Here is a 4,504-nt window from a genome sequence, read left to right on the forward strand (position 1 = left end):
GCACCAGGCAGCGTTCCATGGGCACCAGGCAGCGTTCCATGGGCCACAATTCGTGCGCAACGCCTACGCAGCGCGGTTGATCCTGGCCGGCATGAACGACGGCGACGTGTCGGACCAACTGGGGATGAAGACGACGTTTACGGCGCGGGCAATCAGGGAGAAACTACGACAGTAGTTGAACGGCAATGTGCTGAAGGCAGCCGCGGAAGCTGCCGGGCCTCGTCTGGTTCCTGACTCACGCCAGCTTCACTTCAACCGAACCGCCCTGAATGTGGCGATGTACCGAGGGAAGCTCAGCCCACGAATGGCCGGCGCGATCGCACGCGACATAGGCGAGGACGAACAGAAGTGGATCTCAGGGGCGGCATGGGAGTTGAAGTTCTGAAGTTTCTGCTCGCTGGGGTTCTGGGTGCCTCAATCACCTACGTCCTTCGAAGGAGGACCTGGGCGGAGGAGACGAAAATCTCACTCCACGAACCGTGCGCCCGACTTTCCCTCGATGGCTCAATCCGGCCTGGCAGGCGTCGACGTCAGCGCGCGCACGACGGCTTCCGCGCCCCGCCGCATGCGGACCCCATCGCAATCGGCGACTGGGCCATCGAGTCACAAGGCTGCGCCGACGAGGTGGCGCCCGGCTACAGCTATCCGGACGGCTACATGCTAAATCGAGTCGCCCGGGCACCATTCCAGATTCCCTATCGCTGCCTGCTGCCGCAAAGCGTGGACAACCTCCTGACGTGCGGGGCGATCAGCGCGACACACGTCGCATTCGGAGCCACGAGGGTCGAGGCCGTGCGCATCCAGTCCGGCATCGCGGCAGGCATTGCGGCCGCGATGGCAGTGCAAGGCGGTTGCCCGCCCTCCTCCGTTTCCGTGGAGGCCTTGCAAGCTGAGATCATCAAGCGCGGCGGAAAGCTCACTTACTTCGCTGATGTTCACAGCGATCATCTGCACTTCACCGCGATCCAGTGGGCCGCGTTGCATGGCCTTGTACCGCCCGATCCCGACTGGTACTTCTACCCGGACCACCCAGCGTCATGGGCGGATCTCGTACATGCCATCGTCGTGACGCAAGCACTCCCGATCAGCGTGACCGGCGCTCACTTCGAAGGCATCACCCGCCGACATCCATCCTTCAAATTTGTCGAAGCGCTCTACGACCTGTCGACCCGCGCCGGCGTGGACCTCTTCGAAGTCTCCAAGCTCCATGATGAGGACCCGATGCAAGAGTTCTTGCGGCTCACCCCCCGCTTCAAGTTGCTCCCATTTCATGCGGAGCGGGCCGTCTCCTTGGGTGACGCTCAAAGGTTCATGGGCCTTGTCGCTGTGGCGTTGGATACGACCTACAAGCTTGCGATTGTGCCGTCCAATGCCGGCTTCCTAACGCGAGCAGCCATGTGCGAGATGCAGAAGGATCTTTGGACAGCCAGGCAATCTCGAAGTTGACCAGCGCCTTCAAACTGCGGCCGCCGTAGCGATGTCGGCCGCGCGGTGCGCCGATGAGGTGGAGCACGCCAGCGCCAAGGACTTGATCGCCCATATTCAGGAAGCTAAGGACGGGGATGAGAAGTTCGACGCCAAGGTGATTGTGCTTCGCGAGTGCATCGAACGTACGTCAAGGAAGAACGCAACGAGATTTGAGTCAAGGCGCGCGCAGCCCGTGCCTTCTTCGCGGTATTCGCCCGCTCCACTGACGCAGTGGCATGCGCCGTGGCCGCGCAGCGCGCGACCTGACGCTCCTTGATCTTGGTGAGCACCGCCTCAAAGGATTGAGCCAGCCGCACCGCTGTTCCAGCTGTCGGCGCCCGGGCTGATCGCGGCATTCCCGCCGTTGCGCAGCGTGAATCCGCCCACAAACCTGCCGGTCGAGCGTTCCAGCTTCGTTGGTCGCGATCGCGAGATCGCCGTCGTGCGGCGCGCGCTGGCCGAGCACCGGCTGGTCACGCTCACCAGGGGCGCGGGCTCACTGCTGCACACCACCCGGCCCATTGGGCTCCACCCATTGCCATCGCGCAGTCCGCGATTCCCAGCGCCCATGCGTTATCGGCGCGCCAGGCGGCATTGTTCGCTGAGTTCTGGGCGTTATTCGCAACGTTGCCGGCCCAGTCCGCCGCGGCCTGAGCATTGGCCGCGACGCCGCCCGCCCAGTTCGCAGTGTTCTGGGCGTTGAGGCCGACCGCCCATGCGCTGTTCGCTGTGCTGTTGGCGACGTTGGCCACGTTTGTAGCATTGCTGATGCTCGCGTTCAGATTGGCGACAATCTGATTGATCGGCGCAGCGGCCACCTGGCTTCCGGCGGTCGAGTTCGCCACTTGGAAATTCTGCGCAACGGCAGGAAGGGTGGCGCAAACAATGACGCCAGCGGCCAGTACCCGAAGCGATCGCGCAACGATTTTCAGTTTGAACATTTCTTTTTACTTCACCTATCCTTGATGGATTGCAGCGTAGCCGACGCACGAACTTGGCTCCGTAATTTGCATCGTGACGCAGTACTTATACGAAGTGTAACGTCGTAAGTTTATTAAGGTTGTGGATTTTCGACACCAATCTCGGCGACCAGCCCGATAGCGCTGACCGTGTCGATGCCGCGCAGGGCGCGCAGCGCTGCAACGACAAGCTCGAAGCGCCAGTCCTGCGTTACTTCGGTCAGCGCGATCGTCGGCCGTTGCACGCGCTGCTTGGCTGACTGAACAGCGAGCTGGTATTCGGCCAGCGCGATGCGGTCGGCTTCGTGATCGAAGCGCTGGTCTGCCATCCAGCGTTCATGGCTCGTGGTCCAGGATGTCTCGCCAGGCCGGGGTAGCGTCGGGCCTGGCGCAGCGGGAACGCCTTCAACTGTTGGCGCGCCTTCAGCCGCATGCCAACCGCGTCCTCGCGAGCTCGCCACAAGTTGCGCATTGCCTCGTGGGCTTCGTCCGGTACCCACTGGCGCGATGTACAGCTGGCTGATCCAGCAGCGCTACACCATGGCCAGTCCGTTCGCCGGCATCAAGGTTCGGGGCGCATCGCGTTCGGAGCCGCTGGCTGCCTCCCGCAGCCGCCGCGGGAGCCGTCGACCTTGTGACGTTCCGGACTCCCGGGGTCACCTGCACGCTGCATGGGAACAACGACTACGAGGGGAAAGGTTCTACGTACCGCAGGACACCACGTCATGCTGTGCTCTGACCGCGACAATCCGCGGGTGCGCTCCGTGAACTCCGAGTGCGCCGCGAAGAACGCCTCGATCTGCCGGGCGCTGGTGGCGCACAGGCTGGGTATGGCCGTCCACCAGCGGTGTCGGCGTGGAATGCGCGCACGGTCAGATCAGCCAGGGTTTCGATGTTATGGGAATTCATGGCGCGGGCGGCACGCGCGGGCAACCAGTGCTCGACGTCGTCCGTCACCAGGGGCGCAGGCGCCGGTAGATGCCGTAGCGTCTCGATCGCGTTCAGGACCGAGCGCGCCCGCTGTTCGCGCTCGGCTGMTGGATGCTCCATCAAKGCGGCCAGCKCTTCACGATGCCGAGAGCRCGCGTAGGCSGCCAACTGGCGGCGGATCACGCTCAACTSCTCAGGAGGACTGCCCTGTCGSCTTGYCCTSTCCCAGATACTGCGCGACYGSCGCACGCGCGCTTCAGGCCCGCGTACCAGGCACGCAGGGCSGCAAWGGCSGCGGTGCCGGGAAAMCCAYCCGCRCGGGCTCAATAGCACCATGACTCGTCGTTGCCAGATTCCATGCCTGACTTGCTCCAGCAGCCGCTCTTGGCGTCGCCGACCTGTCGGGCAACGTCGAAGAAGTATGTCGCCGATGTCAGCCCAACCGAAAACGGATGAACCAAACTTTGCGGTCGAGGCGCCTCACCTCGGTCTCGGTCTCGGTCTCGGTCTCGGTCTCGGTCTCGGTCTCGGCATCCATCGCAATTTCAATTGGGCGGTTGATAGTCCGAAGCGAGCTTCCTGACAAGAGCATTTGTAGGGAGGCGCGCTGAAGCTCAGCGCGCCACACTGTAAATTGTCGAAGGAGGCTGCCATGGTCAAGAAGATTCAGCTCAACGACGAACAGTGGAAAATACTCCAAGCCCTCCGTGAGGCCAATATCAGGCGGTGTCCAACCGATTCAATCAAAGTCTCGGCTCGCCTCAGGTCGAACGGATTCGTCGCAGCGGATCAGCAGGGGTGCAAGTTCCTGACCGATCAAGGGCTTCACAGGCTGAACCAGGGTCGCTAAGTCAACAGCGTGCGCCAAGGAGGTCTCTGTGCACCGATCACGACCGGATGATCGTGTTCGCCCACTGGTCACTGAGAGAGTGAGAGTTTTTCTCCGACCCTCGCGAACTGGCACGGGACTGGCTACAGCCCTGGCATGTCAACACAGGCCACAGACGAGGCGATGAATCAGGACCAGGGACTGTTCGAGGACTTGCCGGCGCCCAGCGCTGCGGATGTGCAGCAAACGCAAGCGCGAGCCAGCACGCGCAGCCACGCAGCGCCGCGCATCCTCGAGCCCAACCGCAAGCAAATCGAGT

The 4,504-nt window shown here is 62.8% G+C and carries 5 protein-coding genes and 2 pseudogenes; 3 read left to right on the forward strand and 4 right to left on the reverse strand.

Features of this window, described 5'->3' with window-relative positions:
* Window positions 1–175: 175 nt before the first annotated feature.
* The 3 genes and pseudogenes from AC1DY5_RS43105 to AC1DY5_RS43115 form a co-directional block, all read left to right on the forward strand.
* Window positions 176–385, forward strand: a complete 210-nt coding sequence (locus AC1DY5_RS43105) for a hypothetical protein (RefSeq protein WP_478120552.1) — start codon at window positions 176–178, stop codon at window positions 383–385.
* Window positions 367–1,446: an FAD-dependent oxidoreductase gene (locus AC1DY5_RS43110; protein WP_478120550.1), complete on the forward strand. Its 1,080-nt coding sequence runs from the start codon at window positions 367–369 to the stop codon at window positions 1,444–1,446. The genes AC1DY5_RS43105 and AC1DY5_RS43110 overlap by 19 nt, the downstream gene beginning before the upstream one ends.
* Before the next feature lie 55 nt (window positions 1,447–1,501).
* Window positions 1,502–1,638: pseudogene (locus tag AC1DY5_RS43115) on the forward strand (hemerythrin domain-containing protein); the annotation flags it as partial.
* A 308-nt stretch (window positions 1,639–1,946) separates the two neighbouring features.
* On the opposite strand, the gene AC1DY5_RS43120 reads toward AC1DY5_RS43115, so the two are convergent.
* From AC1DY5_RS43120 to AC1DY5_RS43135, 4 genes and pseudogenes are all read right to left on the reverse strand, one after another.
* Window positions 1,947–2,408: a hypothetical protein gene (locus AC1DY5_RS43120; protein ID WP_478120548.1), complete on the reverse strand. Its 462-nt coding sequence runs from the start codon at window positions 2,406–2,408 to the stop codon at window positions 1,947–1,949.
* 134 nt (window positions 2,409–2,542) lie between these two features.
* A pseudogene (locus tag AC1DY5_RS43125) lies at window positions 2,543–2,925 on the reverse strand (transposase); the annotation flags it as partial.
* Window positions 2,926–2,988: 63 nt separating this feature from the next.
* Window positions 2,989–3,258, reverse strand: coding sequence for a hypothetical protein (locus AC1DY5_RS43130; RefSeq protein WP_478120551.1), 270 nt, complete (start codon window positions 3,256–3,258; stop codon window positions 2,989–2,991).
* Entirely contained in the window at window positions 3,150–3,692 is a 543-nt protein-coding gene (locus AC1DY5_RS43135; RefSeq protein WP_478120549.1) for a phage integrase family protein, read from the reverse strand. The genes AC1DY5_RS43130 and AC1DY5_RS43135 overlap by 109 nt, the downstream gene beginning before the upstream one ends.
* Window positions 3,693–4,504 lie beyond the last annotated feature (812 nt).

The sequence above is a fragment of the Variovorax sp. P4_D9 genome (assembly GCF_056401695.1).